Here is a 16,333-nt window from a genome sequence, read left to right as displayed (position 1 = left end):
CGCCATCGGGCGGGCCATCGTGCGAACGCCCAGGCTGTTCCTGTTCGATGAGCCGTTGTCCAACCTGGACGCCGCCCTGCGCGTGGCCACCCGGATCGAGATCGCGCGGCTGCATCGCGAACTGGGCGCGACGATGGTCTATGTCACCNNTTCCAGAACTACGCGCTCTATCCGCACCTGAACGTTGCCGATAACATCGCCTTCGGCTTGCGTATCCGAAAAGAAAGCAAGGAAAAAATCGCCTCTGCGGTGGAAGAGGTCGGCGGCATTCTCGGCCTGACGCCTTACCTTGAGCGCCGTCCGGCGGACCTGTCCGGCGGTCAGCGTCAGCGGGTCGCCATGGGCCGCGCAATCGTCCGCCGCCCCAAGGTGTTCTTGTTCGACGAGCCGCTCTCGAACCTCGACGCCAAGCTGCGCACCCAGATGCGCGCCGAGATCAAGCGCCTGCACAAGCGGCTGGGCGCCACTTCGATCTACGTGACCCACGATCAGGTCGAGGCGATGACGCTGGCGGACAAGATCGTGGTTCTGCGCGACGGGCGGGTCGAACAGATCGGCCGGCCGATGGATCTGTACAACGATCCCGACAACACCTTCGTCGCGGGCTTCATCGGCTCGCCGCAAATGAATTTCCTGAAGGCCCGGCTTCTGGGGCTGGGGTTCGAGACACTGGGGATCCGCCCCGAACATCTGGCGATCTCGGCCGGGGCCGGGCAGATCGAGGGGCAGGTCAGCCATCTGGAAAAGCTGGGCGGAGAAACGCTGACCTATGTGCGCACCGAGGATCACGGCCTGCTGACCGTGCGGCAATTCGGCGAGCACGACCATCCCGTGGATGGCACGGTCCGGGTCACGCCCGATCAGGAACGGGCGTTCCGGTTCGACGCGGAAGGCAGGCGGCTGCGGGACTGACCGGGCGCGATCGCCCCGATGGCGGGCTGGTCATCCCCTGAATGGTTCCACGACAACAGCGCAACCGGTGACTACCTGTCGTCGCCGAACAGCCCGCGCAGCCCGCGTGTGACCAGGTTGCCAACCTTCGGGCGGGGCTGGGCCATGAAGGGCAGGGGGCGGCAGACCTCCATGGCGGCGATGCCGACGCGCGCCGTCAGGGCGCCGTTCACCACGCCCTCGCCGAAGCGGCGGCTGACCTTGGCCAGAACGCCACCGCCCGCGACCGTGTGGATCAGATCATCGCCCGCCGCCACGGCGCCGGTCGCGACCAGATGGGTCATCACCGTCCGTGCCAGCCGCCATCCTCCGACCGCGCCGGCGCGGCCGCCATAGATCTCGGCCATGCGGCGGATCATGCGCAGATTGGCTGCCAGCGCCGCCGCGACATCGGCCAGGGCCAGCGGGATCAGCGCCGTCGCCGCCGCCACAGTCCGGGATGCCGCCTCGATCTCGCGCCGCGCCTCCTGGTCCAGCGCGGCCAGCAATTCCGTCTCGGCCATCGTCAGCAGCGTGCGCGTGTCGAAGGCATCGGCCCGATTGTCGGCCAGCCGCTTGCGGCCCCATTCCATCTGCGGGCGCTTGTGATACAGGCGCAGCAGATCGTCCACGACCCGGCGGGCCTGATCCAAGCTGTCGTCGGCCAGCGCGGCACCTGCCTGTCGCTGGATGGCGTCGATCTTCGCGAACCGGGCCCAGGCCCGATATTCGCGCCATGCCATGCCAAGCGCGGCCAGCGTGAACAGCCCGAACAGGGCGATCCCGATCCAGCCGAGGATCGGATAGCTGTCCAGAAGCCGGTTGATGAAATCCAGCGCGGCGATGGACAGAAGAAAGGTGAACAGCGCCACGCCCGTATTGATGAAGAACCGCGTCAGCTTCGAGGGCGGCCGGCCGACGAGACGGGTCACCATTTCCATCGTGCGGGGGCGGGGCAGGGCCAGATCGGCCTCGTCTATGGGGGTCGCGTCGGCGGGGCTGGGGCCGTCCTCGCGCGGTTCGTGCCGGGCGGCGCGGGGTGCCTCGGGCCCCGCAGCCGTTCCGGGCGCGTCCAGCTCGATCAGAACCGGGCCGCGTTTGCGGGCAGAATCGTCGGTCACAGTCGGTCTCCGATCAGGAATTCCACGGCACGGTCCAGCCGGATATGGGGCGGGCCGTCGCCCGGACGCGCGGTCATCGGCGCCGGCGCAAAGTTCATGATGGCGTAATCGCCGTCCAGCCAGCCCTGCGCGCCCTCGCGCGCGGGATGCAGCAGCGCCGCCGGATCGGCGGGCAATTCGCCGGGATAGAAGGCCGCCTGACGCCCGTCCAGCAGCCGGCCGCGCACGGCGGGCAGTTCCTCGTTTTCCTGCCGGATCATTTCCTCGGTCGTTGCGCGCAGGGCGGCGATGGACATGGCCTCGGTGCGCGCGCCGCTGAAATCGGCGCGGTCGCGGGCCTCGCGGAGCATGGCCGACAGCATCGCGGTCAGGCGGTTGTGCTGAATGTGGTGCAGATGGTCGGCCTTGGTCGCGGCGAACAGGATGCGTTCCACGCGCCGGGTGCCCAGAAGCTGGGCCAGCCAGCCGGCGCGGCCCGGGCGGAAGGCGGTCAGGATATCGGCCATGGCGCGGCGCATGTCTTCGACCGCGCGCGGGCCCTGATGGATTGCGCCCAGCACATCGACCAGCACCACCTGACGGTCGATCCGGGCGAAATGGTCGCGGAAGAAGGGTTTCACGACCCGCGACTTGTAGGCGTCGAAGCGGCGGCGGAATTCGCGACCCAGCTTGCCATCGCGCAGGGTGCCCGGCAGCGGCGCAAAGGTCAGGGCGGGCGATCCGGCCATCTCGCCCGGAATCAGGAAACGCCCCGGCGTGCAGTCCGAAAAGCCCGCATCGCGGGCGGCGTTCAGATGCGCGGTATAGGTCTGGGCCAGGGTCTGGGCGGTCGGTTCGTCGAACCGCGTGCCGTCGATCCCCGACAGGGCTGCCATGTAGTCCTGCGCGCCGGGCCGGCCCTGCATCCGCGCCATGACCTCGTCCGACCAAGTCGCGAAATCGCGATCCATCAGCCGCAGATCCAGCAGCCACTCGCCCGGATAATCGACGATGTCCAGATGCACGATCTGCGGCCCGCGCAGGCCGGACAACAGCCCCTTGCGATCGATCCGCAGGGACAGGCGCAACTGGCTGACATGGCGGGTGCCGTCGGGCCAATGCGGGCCGGGGCCGGTCAGCGCCGCCAGATGACGTTCGAAATCGAAGCGGGGGATGGTGTCGTCGGGCTGCGGTTGCAACCAGGCGGCCTTCAGGCTGCCATCGGCGGCGGCGCGCAGCGCGTGCATCCGGCCGCGATCCATCAGGTTCGCGACCAGCGAGGTGATGAACACCGTCTTGCCCGCGCGTGACAGGCCGGTGACCCCCAGCCGGATCACCGGATCGCCGAGGCCAAGACCCGTCATCAGATCGCTGCCGATACCCATTCTGCCTGCCACCCTTTTGTCGTTGCCCCGAAGATAGGGGCCATGCGCGCGATTTCATAGATCGCGGCGCGGGCTTTCGCGCGGGCCGGGGCTTTGGCATAACCCTGCGGATGTCCGACCGCCTGCCCATCGAAGACGTTCTGCCGGCGCTTTGCGCGGCCCTGGCCGCGCATGGCCGCGCGGTTCTGGTCGCGCCTCCGGGGGCGGGCAAGACGACGCGGGTGCCGCTGGCCCTGCTGGATCAGATCGCGGGCCGGATCGTGATGCTGGAGCCGCGCCGACTGGCCGCCCGCGCCGCAGCCGAGCGTCTGGCCCATGGTCTGGGCGAGGGCGTCGGCGGGCGGGTCGGGTATCGCATCCGCGGTGAATCGGTGCCGGGAAGCCGGATCGAGGTCGTGACCGAAGCCATCCTGACCCGGATGATCCAGTCCGACCCCTCGCTGGAAGGCGTCGGCTGCGTGATCTTTGACGAATTCCATGAACGCAGCCTGAACGCCGATCTGGGCCTTGCGCTGGTCTGGGAGGCGCGAGGCGCGCTGCGCCCGGATCTGGCCGTTCTGGTCATGTCGGCGACGCTGGCGGCCGGGCCGGTGGCGGCGCTGATGGACGACGCCCCGGTCCTGCGTTCCGAGGGGCGGGCCTGGCCGGTCGAGACGCGCTGGCTGGACCGGCCCTTGCCGGCGGGGATGCGGCTGACCGCCGAGGCCGCGCGGCTGATCCTGCAGGCCGAGGCGGAGACCCGCGAGTCAGGCGGCACGATCCTGGCCTTTCTGCCCGGCGAAGGCGAAATCCGGCGTGTCATGGGGCAACTGGGCGCGACGGATTGCGAGGTTCTGCCGCTCTATGGCGCGCTGGATGCCAAGGCGCAGCGGGCGGCCCTGTCCCCGCCGGGTGCACGGCGGCGGATCGTGCTGGCCACCGCCATCGCCGAGACTTCGTTGACGATCCCGCAAGTGCGGGTGGTGGTGGATAGCGGCGCGGCGCGGCGCGCGCGCTTCGATCCGGGCAGCGGCATGTCGCGGCTGGTGACCGAGCGGGTCAGCCGGGCCGAGGCCGATCAGCGCCGCGGCCGGGCCGGGCGCGTCGCGCCGGGACTATGCTATCGGATGTGGGCCAGGGCCGAGGAAGGCGCGCTGCCGGCCTTTGCCCCGCCGGAAATCGCGGTGGCGGATCTGGCCGGGCTGGCGCTGGAACTGGCGGCCTGGGGGGCGGAACCGGGCGATCTGGCCTTCCTGACCCCGCCGCCACGGGCGGCGCTGGCCGAGGCGCGGGCGCTTCTGGCGGATCTGGGCGCGCTGGACGCGGCCGGGCGCATCACCGGCCACGGCAAGGCCCTGGCGCGGCTGCCGCTGCATCCGCGTCTGGGCCACATGCTGCTGGCGGCCGGTCCGGATGCGGCCGAGCTGGCCGCCCTGCTGTCAGAGCGCGATCCGCTGCGCGGGGCGGGGGTGGATCTGGCCCTGCGGCTGTCGCTGCTGCGCGACCCCGGGGGATTTTCCGAACGGCATCCCGGCGAGGTCGACCGGGCGGCGGTTCGGCACATCCGGCACCAGGCGCGACGGCTGCGCCAAATGATTGCGTCCCGCGACGGCGGGGGGGCCGTCTGCCCCCCCGCACCCCCCCGAAGGTATTTGCAAAGAGTGCGAGATGCCGGGGTCTGGGCGGCACTGGCCTTTCCGGACCGGGTGGGCGTGCGGCGGTCGGGTGACGAGGCGCGCTTCGTGCTGTCCGGCGGCAAGGGCGCCGTGATCGAGCCATCCGATTCCCTGGCCGGTCAGCGCCTGATCGTGGCGGTCGATCTGGACGGCGATCAGCGCGAGTCGCGCGTGCGGCTGGCCGCGGCACTGGACGAGGCCGAGCTGCGGGCGGTTTGTGGCGCGCGGATCGAAGAGGTCACGCTTTGCGAATGGTCCCGGCGCGAGGGCCGCGTGCTGGCGCGCGTGCAGGAGCGGCTGGGGGCCTCGGTGCTGACGGACCGGGCCTGGGCCGAGGTGCCGCCCGAGGCTGTGGCGCGGGCGGCGCTGGAGGGATTGCGGCAGGAGGGGCTGGTCTGGAGCGCGACTGCTGCGCGGCTGCGCGCGCGCATCGCCCGGGTGGCCGGGCTGGGGCCGGTTGATGATGCCGCCTTGCTGGAGGATGGAGTATGGTTGTTGCCCTGGTTGGGGAAGGTCAGGAATCGGACCGACCTGCGGGCGCTGGATCTGATGCCCGCCTTGATGGCGCGGTTGGGATGGGAGGGTCAGCGGCGCCTGGAGGCCGAGGTTCCAGCGCATTTCACCACGCCTCTGGGGCGCAGGGTGGCCATCGACTATGACCATGAGACACCCTCCATCTCGGTCAGGTTGCAAGAGCTATTCGGCGTCACGCGGCATCCGGTGGTGGCCGGCCGGCCGCTGCGCATCAGCCTCTTGTCGCCGGGCGGCAAGCCGGTGCAGGTGACGACGGATCTTCCGGGTTTCTGGGCTTCGTCCTATGCCGAGGTGCGCAGGGAGATGCGCGGTCGCTATCCCCGCCACCCCTGGCCCGAGGATCCGCGCGAGGCCGATCCGACGATGCGCGCCAAGCCGCGGGGAACGTGACGCCGCAGATGCGGCTATCGGATGCCGGCCCCGGATCGCGGTCAAGGCATCTTGGTCACGGGTCCGGCGGTTCTGGCTGCGCATGCTGCGGAAGGCCGGCAGATCGCGTTCCGGGGGCAGTCGGGAATTGCGGAACGGAGGCCGCAAACGATCGCCGCTTGCTGCCATGCCGGAAGCGGCCCTGCCCCGGATTTTGCCATGGCCTGTCGCTCAGCAAGGTTCTTTCCATGCGTCGATGATCGCCACCGCTTCCTTCGCCGTCTCGACATATTGGAACAGGGACAGATCCGCGTCGCTGATCGTCCCGGCCTCGGCCAGTGCCTGCCAGTTGATGATCCGGTCCCAGAACGCGGCGCCGAACAGCAGGATGGGGACCGGTTTCATGCGGCCGGTCTGAATCAGGGTCAGGGTCTCGAACAATTCGTCCAGCGTGCCGAAGCCGCCCGGAAAGACGGTGATCGCCCGCGCTCGCATCAGAAAGTGCATCTTGCGGATCGCGAAGTAATGGAAGTTGAAGCACAGGGCGGGTGTCACATAGCGGTTCGGCGCCTGTTCGTGCGGCAGCACGATCCCAAGGCCGATCGATTGCCCCCCGGCCTCGTCCGCACCCAGATTGCCGGCCTCCATCACGCCGGGGCCGCCGCCGGTGCAGATCACGAATTCGCGGCCATAGCTTTCCATGCTGCGCTGCGTCATCGCATGGGCAAAGAGCCGGGCTTCCTCGTAATATCGCGACAAATCCGCCAGCGCCCCCGTGCGCGCGCCGTCTGCATCGGCGGGGGCGGGGATGCGGGCGCCGCCGAACATCACGACGGTCGATTCGATACCGCGCTCATCCATCACCATCTGCGGTTTCAGCAGTTCCAGTTGCAGCCGCACGGGCCGCAATTCCTCGCGCAGCAGGAAATCCCGGTCCGTGAAGGCAAGGCGGTAGGCCGGAGCACGGGTCTGGGCGGTGTCGAGCGTCCGGTCGGCGCGGTTGGCATCCTCGTCGCTGTGGGGCAGGGGATGGGCGCGGTCGCGGTCGTCACTCTGGGTCATCGGGGCCTCGTTCGGGGCGGCACGCGGATTGCGCGGCCCGTTCCCGACGCTTATAGCCCGAGGCGGATGTTTTCCACCCGGACACGACTTCAGAGAGAGGCCGCCATGACCGACCAGCTTGAACAAGCCATCGAAACCGCCTGGGACGACCGCGCCACGATCACCAGCGCCACCGGCGGCGCGGTGCGCGAGGCCGTCGAGGAAACGCTGAAGGCGCTGGATTCGGGTGCGTTGCGCGTGGCCGAAAGGCGCGGCGCCGACTGGCATGTGAACCAATGGGCCAAGAAGGCGGTGCTGCTGTCCTTTCGACTGAACGACATGGAACAGATGTCGGGCGGGCCGCAGGGCGGCGGCTGGTGGGACAAGGTCCCGTCGAAATTCGAGGGTTGGGGCGACAATCAATGGCGCGCGGCCGGGTTCCGCGCGGTTCCGGGTGCGATCGTGCGGCGCAGCGCCTTCATCGGCAAGGGCGCGGTGCTGATGCCTTCCTTCGTCAACCTGGGCGCGCATGTGGGCGAGGGAACCATGGTCGATACCTGGGCCACGGTCGGATCCTGCGCCCAGATCGGCCGCAACGTCCACCTGTCGGGCGGCGTCGGAATCGGCGGCGTGCTGGAGCCGTTGCAGGCCGGCCCGACCATCATCGAGGATGAATGTTTCATCGGCGCGCGTTCCGAGGTGGTCGAGGGTTGCATCATCCGCGAAGGCTCGGTCCTGGGGATGGGCGTGTTCATCGGCCAGTCGACCAGGATCGTCGATCGCGAGACGGGCAATGTCATGTATGGCGAGGTGCCGGCCGGTTCGGTCGTCGTCGCGGGGTCCATGCCTTCGAAGAACGGCGTGAACCTGTATTGCGCGGTCATCGTCAAGCGGGTGGATGCGAAGACGCGGGCCAAGACCTCGGTCAACGAATTGCTGCGCGATTGACGCTTTTCATCGACGCCGATGCCTGCCCGGTCAAGGCCGAGGCCGAACGGGTCGCGACCCGGCTGCGCGTGCCGATTGTGCTGGTCTGCAATGGCGGGCTGCGGATGCCCGCCCATCCGCTGGTCAGCCTGAAGATCGTGGCCGAAGGCCCGGACGAGGCGGACCGGTGGATTGCGGATCAATGCGGGCCGGGCGATGTGGTGGTGACCTCGGATCTGCCGCTGGCGGATCGCTGCCTCAAGGCCGGGGCACAGGTCGTCCGGCATGACGGCGAGGTACTGACGGCGTCGAATATCGGGCCGCGCCTGGCCAGCCGCGATCTGATGGCCGACATTCGCGCGGCCGACCCGTTTCATCAGGGCGGAGGCCGGACTTTCGGCAAGGCGGACCGGGCACGGTTCCTGCAATCGCTGGACGGCCTGCTGGTGAAGGCTCTGCGCCGCTAGCGGGTGCGCGCCTGTTTGTCGTTCGCTGCCTGTGCCGCCTTTCATGGCCGGTGCAGGGCGGAGCCGGTCGGTCAGGTCTGGCCGGTCAGGGCCATGATCAGCGGAAAGGTCGCGATGCTGCCGATGGTCGAGATCAGGATCGCGGCCGAGACCCGCTGCTGCGCCACCCCGAAATACTGCGCAAGAATATAGACATTGCCCGCCACCGGCAGCGCCGCGGCGGCGATCATCACGCCTGCGGCGAAGGGCTGGACCCCCAGCAGCCAGGCCGCGATTCCCACCGCTGACGGATGGAGCACCAGCTTGGCGAAACCAAGCCAGCCCGACGCCGCCAGTCGCCGCGCCTGCCGGCCCGCAAGGCTGGCGCCGATGGCAAACAGCGCGCCCGGCGTCGCCGCCGCGCCCAGCAGAACCAGGAATTCGTCCAGCGGTCCAGGCATGGGCAGGCGCAGGCCGGACCAGACCAGCCCCGCCGCCATCGACAGGATCATCGGATTGGCCACGATCCCGCGCAGCACGGGCAGCACGGTCGTCAGCCGCAGCCCGCCGCTGCGCGCGGCGTGGATGATCAGCGTGATCAGCGTCGAAAACACCAGCATGTCGATGACCAGAACCATCAGAACCGGACCCACGGCCTGTGGACCCAGCAGCATGACCAGCATCGGCACGCCCAGAAAGCCGGTATTGCCGATCATGCAGCATTGCGCCTCCATCGCTGCCTCGGGCGTGGGCAGCGCTCGGGCGCGGGCAACCGCGAAGCCGGTCAGCCAGATCAGCGCCGAGCCCGACAGATAGGCCGAAACGAAGCGCGGATCGAACAGTGCCGCCAGATCGAGATTCGCCGCAAAGCGGAACAGCATTGCCGACAGGGCGAAGAAGAAGACGAATTTCGTCAGCCAGGCGGCCGCCTGTTCGGGGAAAAAGCGGGTCCGGGCGGCCATCCAGCCCAGTCCGATCAGCCCGAAGAAAGGCAGCGTCTTCAGGAATACGGCCAGCATCAGAAGACGGACATGATCTCGGACAGCGCCTTCTTCTGCTTGGCGGCGGCCGGCACCGTCGCATCATCGGCGGGCAGGCCCACCGGCAGGATCATCACCGGCTTTTCGCTGTCGGGCCGAGCGCATAGATGATTCAGGAACTTCATCGGGTTGGGCGTATGCTCCAGCGTTACCAACCCGGCGTGATGGATCGCGGCGATCAGCATCCCGCAGGCGATGCCGACGCTTTCGGGAACGTAATAATGCTTGTGTCGCTGGCCGTCGCGCATCCCGTATCGCTGGGCGAAGACGACGATCAGCCAGGGCGCGGCGGTCAGATGCGGCTTGTCGGGCCCGGTTCCCACCGGCTCCAGCGCCGCCAGCCAGGCATCGCCGCCGCCGCCGGCATAGAAGGCGCGTTCCTCCTGTTCGGCGGCGGCGCGGATGCGGGCCTTCATCGCCTCATCGCGGATCGCCGCGAAATGCCACGGCTGCTGGTTCGCCCCCGAGGGCGCGCTGCCGGCGGCGTCGATGCAGGCCGCGATCACCTCGGCCGCGACCGGCGCATCGCTGAAATCGCGAACCGAATGGCGCCGCCGCATGTAGTCGCGAAAGGCGCGCGCGGCCCGAAGCGAGGCATCGGGCGGCAATTGCACGCGGTCGGGCAGGGCCAAGGGCCGGTAGGTCAAGCGTTCCCCCATCGCGGCGGGGCCATCAGCCGGATCCGATCAGCACCCCCGTCGCGAAGACCAAACCACCGCCCACCACCACTTGCAAGGCCGCCCGCCAGAAGGGCGTCTGCATCCAGCGGTTCTGGATCCAGGCGATCGTCCACAATTCGATGAAGACGACGACAAAGGCGATGATGGTCGCGGTCCAGAAATGCGGGATCAGATAGGGCAGCGCATGGCCCAGCCCGCCAAGCGCGGTCATCACCCCCGAGGCGATGCCCCGCTTCAGCGGCGATCCGCGCCCCGACACCACCCCGTCATCCGAGGCGGCCTCGGTGAACCCCATGCTGATTCCGGCCCCAAGGCTGGCGGCCAGCCCGACCAGAAACGTCGTCGCCGGATCCTGCGTGGCGAAGGCGGTCGCAAAGATCGGCGCCAGGGTCGAGACGCTGCCATCCATCAGCCCGGCCAGTCCGGGCTGGACCCAGGTCAGGATGAAGTCGCGATGGGCCACGTCCTCCTCGGCCTCGCCGGCCTCGTCGGTCAGATGATCCCCTGCCAGTTCGTCCGCCCGTGCCTCGTGGCCGCGTTCGGCCGCGGCCAGATCGCCCAGCAGCTTGCGCGTGCCCGCGTCCGAACTGGCCTGCGCCGCGCGGGCATAGAATTCGGCCGCGTCATGTTCCATCAGCGCCGCCTCGGCGCGGATCGACCGAAGCGACAGATTCTGCATCATCCAGGCAGGGCGGCGGCCGTAATAGCCGGCCACGTGTTCGCGCCGGATCACCGGGATCGCCTCGCCGAACCGGACCCGATGCGCCTCGATCAGGCGGCGGCGATGATCGTCTTCTTCCGCGCCCATCCCTTCGAAGACCTGCGCCGTCGCGGGATAGTCGGGCCGCAGGAAATCGGCCCAGTTGCGATAGATGCGGGCGTCATCCTCTTCCGAGGAAATCGCCAGCGCCAGCACCTGCTGTTCGGTCAGGTCATCAAATCTCTTGCGGTTCGACAGGATCGGCAATCTCATCTTCGGTCCTCAAATATTCCCGGGCGTGAGGCCGCTTGCGGCCGAGGGGGCGGAAGGTCCCCTTTCCACGGTGAATTCATGCGCGCCATCGCCCAGTTCGCGCATCTCGATCATGACATGGCCCGCCTCGGCGCAGAAATGCGGCACATCGACCACCGCCATCGGATCGGTGGCGACCAGCCGCAGCCGCGTGCCCGCGGGACGATCCAGCAGGATCTTGCGCAACCGCAGGACCGGCAGCGGACACAGCAGGCCGCGCGCGTCGATGACCGGGATCGCGGTCACGATTCCCCCGTGGTCCGTGCAAGGCACCAGCCGGCCAGTTCCGCTGGATCGACACGTTCGCCCATGCCGTCGCAGAAGCCGGCGAAGGCGTCGCGCTGTTCCGGCGGCACATGCAGCAGGACCGGCAGGCCGTCGGCCACGGCCTGGGCGATCACGGCGCGGAAACCGCGTCCGACGGCCTCTTGCCGGCCGAATTTCGGAACGATCAGCAATTCCGCCCCCGCCAGTCGCGCGCCGACACGGGCGGCGGCCATTTCCAGCGCCCCCGGATCCAGGCGGCAGCCGGCCGAGCCCCCGCCCAGCGATTGCGAGATCCGGATCGGGCGGTCTTCTTCGCCGATGACCAGAACCTCCATGTCGCAGGCGCAATCGGCGCCCTGATCGATGTTGATCTGGATCGCCCCGGCCACCCGCAATCCCGCCGCCGAGAGGTCGCGGGCCAGCCGGGCAAGGGTCCGGTCCGCCTCGCCCGGCTTCGTCTCGTCATCCAGTCCGAACCAGCCCAGCATCTGCGCGATCTCCCTAGACGCCACTGTCGAGGGCGAATTTCATCAGGCCGTTGATTCCGTCCACGCTCAGCTTCTTCTTCAGCGCCGACGAGGTATTGGCGGCGGTCTTGTAGCTGACATCCAGTTCATCCGCGATGGCCTGAAGGCTGAAGCCGCGCCCGATCAGGGCCAGAACCTGTCTTTCGCGATCCGACAGCGCCGCCAGCGGATCGGCCGCGGCACCGGCGCGCAGCGTGGCCAGCGCCAGCGCCTGCTTGGCCGACAGATAGAATTCGCCCGCCTCCAGCGTGCGGATGGCGGCGCGGAAATCGTCGGGGGCCGCGTTCTTCGACAGGAACCCCTGCGCCCCCGCCTGCAACGCGCGGGCCGCAAAGCCGGTCTGGTCGTTCATTGAAAAGATCAGGATCCGCGCCTGTGGCACGGCCGCGCGCAGGGGCGCGACCAGATCCAGTCCACCGGTGCCGGGCAGGCTGATATCCAGCACGATCAGGTCGGGTGCGGGCGCTTCCTCCTGCAACAGGCGCAGCGCCTCGTCGCCCGACATGGCCTGCGCCACGCGCTCATAGCCCATCTCGCGCAGCAGCCGCGATGCCCCCAGATGGGTGATCGGGTGATCGTCGATGACCAGCGCGGTCTTCATCGCATGGGCCTCACAGCGGCTGCGACAGGGGCAGGATCGCCTCGATCGCGGTTCCGGTTCCGTCCGATGACAGGCTCATGCGGCCGCCCAGCAGCGTGATCCGCTCGCGCATCCCGGTCAGCCCGGTGCCCTCGCGGCTGTCCGGGTCAAGCCCCTTGCCGTCATCGGCAAGGATCATGCGCCAATGCGCCGGGTCGGTCCAGAGCCGGATATCGATGTGGCGGGCATCGGCATGGCGCAGGGCGTTGGTGATTCCCTCTTGCAGGATGCGGAACAGCGTCAGCGCGACGGATTCGTCGGGTTCCGGCAGGTCGGGGGCCAGCGACAGGCGGATGTCGGTGCGCGGAAAGCGGCGGCCCATGTCGTCGACGTATTCGGCCAGCACCGCCGCCAGCGGCAATTGGCCGATCGACACCGGCCGCAGATCCTCCAGAAGCGACCGGTTCACCCGCGCGATCTGATCGGCGATGGCGGCGATCGAGCTTGCGTGATCGCGGATCGTGTCATCGGGTGCCGCGTCGCGCAGGGCGTCGGCCTCGACCCGCAGGCCGAACAGGCAGGGCCCCATCTCGTCGTGCAGGTCGCGGGCGATGGCCTTGCGTTCCTGGTCGGCGCGGCTGACGACGCGGCGTTGCAGGCGGGCGCGGTCGGCCTGCGCCTTTTGCAGCGCGCCGGCCAGCGCATCGACCCCGGCCGCGACCGGGGCCAGGTCGCGCTGCGGCAATGTCCCCACGCGCGCGTCCAGATCGCCGCGCCGCAGATCGGCGAGCCGGGCGGCGATGGTCGCGACCGGGCGCAGAGCCTGGCGGACGGCCACAAGGATCAGCAGCATCTGCACCGCCGCCGCCAGCGCCGAAAGGCCCAGGATCGTGCGCATTTCGCGCCAGGCGGCAGCAATCCCGGCCGTGGGATCGCCCACGACATAGACAAAGCCCCGCGGCCGCCCCGCCAGCACCGCCGGAAGACGGATTTCCTGCGGATCGGGTGCGACGAGCCGGGCGAACCAGCCGGGCGCGCCACCGCTGGTCTCGGCCGGCGCGGCGACGGGCGTGATCTGCCCGGTCCGCGCATCCAGCACGCCGATCCGGGTATGGCGCGGCGGAACCAGGCGTTGCGGCAGCGCCGCCATCAACCGGTCGGGCGGCACCGCGCCCTGCATCGTGCCGATCGTGGCAAGAACCAGCGCCCGGGCGGTCTCGGTGGCAAGCCGGGTTTCGGTTCCTATATCGCGCCGGATCGCGTTCAGGCTGGCCGCCGCGAGCGCGGCGAAAAGCCCCGCCTGAACGGCGAGGATCACCAGCAGGATGCGCGGGATCAGGGGCAGGCGTCTCATGGCGGCAGATTGGCGCGGCGGCACGCGCGCGTAAATGGGCGAAAGGGGGGGGCTCTGCCCCCGTCCCGTTCCGGGACTCCCCCGAGGTATTTGGAAAGAGTGCGAGGGTGGGCTTTTCGTGCCGTGGCGGGCGGCGTAGAGAGGGCGAATGACAGATTACGACGCACTTTCCGCCCGGATCGGGGCGCTGGCCCGGGGCGAGACCGACGAGGTTGCGCTGATGGCGACGCTGGCCTGCGAAATCCATCATGCGGACGACCGTTTCGACTGGACCGGGTTCTATCGCGTGGCCGGCCCGGAATTGTTGAAGATCGGTCCCTACCAGGGCGGGCATGGCTGTCTGGTGATTCCCTTCTCGCGCGGGGTTTGCGGGGCAGCGGCGCGGACAGGCAGAGTGCAGCTGGTGTCCGATGTCGCCGATTTTCCCGGCCATATCGCCTGCGCCGCCTCGACCCGATCAGAGATCGTGTTGCCGGTTTTCGGCCGCGCCGGGCGGCTGATCGGGGTTCTCGACATCGACAGCGACCAGCCCGATGCCTTCACCCCCGAGGATGCGCGACGTCTGGAGCTGATTCTGGCGGAGGTGTTTGGTGGGCTCTGATATGTTGGTGCGGTTTTCCGGCCGGGTCGGAACGCCCGAGCCAAGGGGAGGCCAACGCGGCCTGCGCCGGCACGTCCGGCCGAGGTTCGGCGGCGAGGTTCGCGACCCGGTGTGGCCGACATGATCTGGGAGACCATCGCCAATATTCCCCTTGCGCAGATGATGGCCTTCATCGCGGGCGGGCTGGTGCTGAATTTCGCCCCCGGCCAGGATGTGTTCTTCGCCAGCGCCTGCGGGATCCAGGGCGGACCCAGGGCCGGGGCGCTGGCCGGTCTGGGCGTCGGTCTGGGCGTCATGATGCATGTGACGCTGGCGACCGTAGGTCTGGGCGCGGTGGTCGCGGCCCATCCCGGCGCGCTGCGGGCCATCAAATATGCGGGCGCGGCCTATCTGCTGTGGCTGGCCTGGAAAAGCTGGCGGGCGGGGCCGGTCAATCCTGCCGCGCGGGGCAGCGTCAGGCCGTGGAACATCATCCGGCGCGGCTTTCTGTCGAATGCGCTGAACCCCAAGCCGGTGCTGTTCCTGCTGGCGTTCCTGCCGCAATTCACCAGCGTCGCCTGGGGCCCGATCTGGCAGCAGATCCTGGGGCTGGGCCTGATCTTTGTCTTCACCGGGACGCTGGTGACCATCGGCTACGGCGTCGTCGGCGGCTATGCGGGCCATGTCATCGGGCGTCGTCTGGGCGTGGTCAACAAGATCGCCGCCGTCATGTTCGCGGGGCTGGCGATCCGGCTGATCGCGAAATGAGTCAGGCGGATTTCGTCTATGCTCCGCCTTCCGAGGCGCCCACGATCATCCATGCCGATCACGAGATCCTGGTGGTGGCCAAGCCCGCCGGTCTGCTGTCGGTGCCGGGGAGAGGACCAGACCGCGCCGATTGCCTGATCGCGCGGCTGCGCGGTCCCTTTCCGACAATCCTTCTGGTGCACCGGCTGGATCTGGACACCTCGGGCGTGATGGTCTTTGCGCTGACGCCTCATGCCCAGCGGCACCTGTCGAAGCAATTCGAGGACCGGCGGGTCAAGAAAGCCTATGTCGCGCGGGTCGCGGGGCTGGTGCAGCCCAGGACCGGCCGGGTCGACCTGCCGCTGATCGTCGATTGGCCGAACCGGCCGCGCCAGAAGGTCGATCGCGATCGGGGCCGCCCGGCGCAGACCGACTGGCGGGTGATGCGCGCCCTGGCCGACGAGACGCGGCTGCGACTGTTCCCGCTGACAGGGCGCAGTCATCAATTGCGCGTCCACATGGCCGAAATCGGCCATCCGATCCTGGGCGATCCGCTTTATGCAACAGGGGCGGCGCGCGGCCACCCGCGGCTGATGCTTCATGCCGAAAGCCTGCGGTTCCGGCATCCGGACAGCGGCATCCAGCAGACGTTTTCGGTCAAGCCGCCGTTCTGATCGTCAAGCGCCCTGACCGTTCGGATACCAGTCCGCGATCACGACCTTGGCGCCGGAATCACCGGCTTCGACCAGTTGCGCAAAGGCCTGCACGTCGCTGCCGCGATGATGATAGGGGAAAACGGTCTTCGGCTTGAAGGTCGCCACCGCCTCGGCGGCCTGTTCGATGGTCATCGTATAGGGCAGGTTCATCGGCAGGAAAGCGACCTCGATATTTTCCAGCGCGGCCATTTCCGGCACCGGCTCGGTATCGCCGGCGATGTAGAAACGGCTGCCGCCGATGGTCAGGACATAGCCATTATCGCGACCCTCCGGATGATACTGCATCCGCTCCGGGGTGGTGTTGTAGGCCGGGATCGCCTCGATCCGCATGTCCAGCGCCTGGGCTGAATCGCCGTTCTCCATCGCTGTCGCGCGTTCCTTCATGGCATCGGGCAGCATCTCGTTGACTGCGGGATTGGTGATCAGGCGGACGGCCGGCAGCG

17 protein-coding genes and 1 pseudogene are annotated in these 16,333 nt (G+C 68.8%); 7 read left to right on the top strand and 11 right to left on the bottom strand.

Features of this window, described 5'->3' with window-relative positions; translation table 11 throughout:
* Positions 1–150 precede the first annotated feature (150 nt).
* Positions 151–912: pseudogene (locus B4L36_RS13955) on the top strand (ABC transporter ATP-binding protein); the annotation flags it as partial.
* 71 nt (positions 913–983) lie between these two features.
* On the opposite strand, the gene B4L36_RS13950 reads toward B4L36_RS13955, so the two are convergent.
* Together B4L36_RS13950 and B4L36_RS13945 are read right to left on the bottom strand one after the other, a co-directional pair.
* Positions 984–2,051 carry a YcjF family protein gene (locus tag B4L36_RS13950; RefSeq protein ID WP_292958371.1) on the bottom strand — a complete coding sequence of 356 codons (1,068 nt, stop codon included), beginning with the start codon at positions 2,049–2,051 and terminating at the stop codon, positions 984–986.
* Positions 2,048–3,415, bottom strand: a complete 1,368-nt coding sequence (locus B4L36_RS13945) for a YcjX family protein (RefSeq protein WP_292958369.1) — start codon at positions 3,413–3,415, stop codon at positions 2,048–2,050. The genes B4L36_RS13950 and B4L36_RS13945 overlap by 4 nt, the downstream gene beginning before the upstream one ends.
* 110 nt (positions 3,416–3,525) lie before the next feature.
* On the opposite strand from B4L36_RS13945, the gene hrpB reads away from it, so the two are divergent.
* Entirely contained in the window at positions 3,526–5,994 is a 2,469-nt protein-coding gene (gene hrpB, locus B4L36_RS13940; RefSeq protein ID WP_292958367.1) for an ATP-dependent helicase HrpB, read from the top strand.
* A 210-nt stretch (positions 5,995–6,204) separates the two neighbouring features.
* On the opposite strand, the gene B4L36_RS13935 is transcribed toward hrpB, so the two are convergent.
* A complete protein-coding gene (locus B4L36_RS13935; protein WP_292958365.1) occupies positions 6,205–7,035 on the bottom strand; it encodes a TIGR00730 family Rossman fold protein in 831 nt (276 codons plus the stop codon).
* Positions 7,036–7,140: 105 nt separating this feature from the next.
* Here B4L36_RS13935 and dapD point away from each other — a divergent pair, with 105 nt between their 5' ends.
* Together dapD and B4L36_RS13925 are read left to right on the top strand one after the other, a co-directional pair.
* A complete protein-coding gene (dapD, locus tag B4L36_RS13930; protein ID WP_292958363.1) occupies positions 7,141–7,962 on the top strand; it encodes a 2,3,4,5-tetrahydropyridine-2,6-dicarboxylate N-succinyltransferase in 822 nt (273 codons plus the stop codon).
* Positions 7,959–8,408, top strand: a complete 450-nt coding sequence (locus B4L36_RS13925; protein ID WP_292958361.1) for a YaiI/YqxD family protein — start codon at positions 7,959–7,961, stop codon at positions 8,406–8,408. Before dapD ends, B4L36_RS13925 begins: the two co-directional genes overlap by 4 nt.
* Positions 8,409–8,479: 71 nt before the next feature.
* On the opposite strand, the gene B4L36_RS13920 is transcribed toward B4L36_RS13925, so the two are convergent.
* From B4L36_RS13920 to B4L36_RS13890, 7 genes are read right to left on the bottom strand one after another with little or no spacing between them, the layout of a single operon-like run.
* Positions 8,480–9,406 (bottom strand): AEC family transporter, encoded by a 927-nt coding sequence (locus B4L36_RS13920; protein ID WP_292958359.1) that lies wholly within the window; start codon positions 9,404–9,406, stop codon positions 8,480–8,482.
* Positions 9,406–10,086 (bottom strand): nitroreductase family protein, encoded by a 681-nt coding sequence (locus tag B4L36_RS13915; RefSeq protein ID WP_292958357.1) that lies wholly within the window; start codon positions 10,084–10,086, stop codon positions 9,406–9,408. The genes B4L36_RS13920 and B4L36_RS13915 overlap by 1 nt, the downstream gene beginning before the upstream one ends.
* 13 nt (positions 10,087–10,099) lie before the next feature.
* Complete coding sequence (gene mbfA, locus B4L36_RS13910) at positions 10,100–11,080, bottom strand: iron exporter MbfA (RefSeq protein ID WP_292958355.1); 981 nt, start codon at positions 11,078–11,080, stop codon at positions 10,100–10,102.
* Positions 11,081–11,089: 9 nt separating this feature from the next.
* A complete protein-coding gene (locus B4L36_RS13905; RefSeq protein ID WP_292958353.1) occupies positions 11,090–11,365 on the bottom strand; it encodes a sulfurtransferase TusA family protein in 276 nt (91 codons plus the stop codon).
* A complete protein-coding gene (locus B4L36_RS13900; protein ID WP_292958351.1) occupies positions 11,362–11,874 on the bottom strand; it encodes a DUF2478 domain-containing protein in 513 nt (170 codons plus the stop codon). The genes B4L36_RS13905 and B4L36_RS13900 overlap by 4 nt, the downstream gene beginning before the upstream one ends.
* Before the next feature lie 13 nt (positions 11,875–11,887).
* Positions 11,888–12,514, bottom strand: coding sequence for a response regulator transcription factor (locus B4L36_RS13895; protein WP_292958349.1), 627 nt, complete (start codon positions 12,512–12,514; stop codon positions 11,888–11,890).
* A gap of 10 nt (positions 12,515–12,524) precedes the next feature.
* Positions 12,525–13,847 carry a sensor histidine kinase gene (locus tag B4L36_RS13890; protein WP_292958347.1) on the bottom strand — a complete coding sequence of 441 codons (1,323 nt, stop codon included), beginning with the start codon at positions 13,845–13,847 and terminating at the stop codon, positions 12,525–12,527.
* A 148-nt stretch (positions 13,848–13,995) separates the two neighbouring features.
* Between B4L36_RS13890 and B4L36_RS13885 the strand changes: the two genes are divergently transcribed.
* The 3 genes from B4L36_RS13885 (at position 13,996) to B4L36_RS13875 (ending at position 15,848) form a co-directional block, all read left to right on the top strand.
* Positions 13,996–14,448, top strand: coding sequence for a GAF domain-containing protein (locus B4L36_RS13885; RefSeq protein ID WP_292958345.1), 453 nt, complete (start codon positions 13,996–13,998; stop codon positions 14,446–14,448).
* 120 nt (positions 14,449–14,568) lie between these two features.
* Positions 14,569–15,195 carry a LysE family translocator gene (locus tag B4L36_RS13880; RefSeq protein WP_292958343.1) on the top strand — a complete coding sequence of 209 codons (627 nt, stop codon included), beginning with the start codon at positions 14,569–14,571 and terminating at the stop codon, positions 15,193–15,195.
* Positions 15,192–15,848: an RluA family pseudouridine synthase gene (locus B4L36_RS13875; protein ID WP_292958341.1), complete on the top strand. Its 657-nt coding sequence runs from the start codon at positions 15,192–15,194 to the stop codon at positions 15,846–15,848. Before B4L36_RS13880 ends, B4L36_RS13875 begins: the two co-directional genes overlap by 4 nt.
* A 3-nt stretch (positions 15,849–15,851) precedes the next feature.
* Here the strand turns inward: B4L36_RS13875 and B4L36_RS13870 are convergent.
* On the bottom strand, positions 15,852–16,333 hold a 482-nt coding region (locus tag B4L36_RS13870), incomplete at its 5' end, for an MBL fold metallo-hydrolase (protein ID WP_292958339.1).

This window comes from Paracoccus sp. UBA889, assembly GCA_002294185.1.
Taxonomy (GTDB): domain Bacteria; phylum Pseudomonadota; class Alphaproteobacteria; order Rhodobacterales; family Rhodobacteraceae; genus Paracoccus.
The sequence above is the reverse complement of the archived record's forward strand: the minus strand, read 5'-3'. Positions and strand labels throughout refer to the sequence as shown.